Source organism: Pseudoduganella aquatica, from assembly GCF_009857595.1.
Lineage (GTDB): Bacteria > Pseudomonadota > Gammaproteobacteria > Burkholderiales > Burkholderiaceae_D > Rugamonas > Rugamonas aquatica_A.
The window spans coordinates 1-770 of sequence record NZ_WWCU01000110.1 but is presented as its reverse complement, the minus strand read 5'-3'; the positions used below and the strand labels follow the sequence as shown (position 1 = coordinate 770).

The following is a 770-nucleotide window of genomic DNA, read 5'->3' as shown; positions in this document are numbered from 1 at the left end:
GCCGCCGCGCTGCCCGACAGCGGCGCCGCCGCCGAGTGCGCCGCCGCGCCGGAGGCCAGCCGCTGGGCCATTCCGCTGGGCCACGAAGCGGAGCCGGTGCGCGCCGTGTACGGCGAGCTGCTGCGCGCCATCCATTCCCCCACTACCTGAACACCATGCGCCTAGTAATCGACCTGCAGGCCTGCCAGCACGGCAGCAATCACGACGCCGCGCTGGACCAGGCGCTGCGCCTGGCGCGCAGCGCCGGGCCGCACCAAGTATGGATCGCCCTGGACGGCGGCCAGCCCGAACGCATCGAGTGGCTGCGCGCCGCCTTTGACGGCGTGCTGCCGCCGGAGCGCGTGCGCAGCTACCTGCTGCCGGCGCCGGCCGACGGCGGCGACGCCGCCTGGCGCAGCCGCGCCGCCGAACTGGTGCGCGACAATTTCCTGCTCGGCCTGGCGCCGGACCTGGTCTACGCGCCCGCCCTGTTCGACGGCACCGCGCAAGCGCTGTGCGCGGCGCGCCCGCACCCGCAGCTGCCGACCGCCTTCAGCCTGGCGCGCGGCACGGTGCTCGACGCCCCCGCCAGCGAGGCGCCGGAAGTGCTGGAGGCCTGGCAGCGCAGCCAGTCCAGCTTGCGCTCGGCCGCCCTGCTGCTGGCCGCCAACGCCGAACTGGCGGCCCGCATCGAGCGCGCCGTCGAGCCCGAGCAGGTGGCCGTGGCCGGCGCCGACAGCGCGCCCGAAGCGCTGTGGGCGCTGTTCAGCGCGGCCGCCGCCCGGCACGCG

Annotated in this window: 1 pseudogene; it reads left to right on the top strand. The window is 76.8% G+C overall.

Annotation, left to right across the window (positions count from 1 at the left end):
* Positions 1 to 155: 155 nt before the first annotated feature.
* Positions 156 to 770, top strand: a pseudogene (locus GTP77_RS29770) (hypothetical protein); the annotation flags it as partial.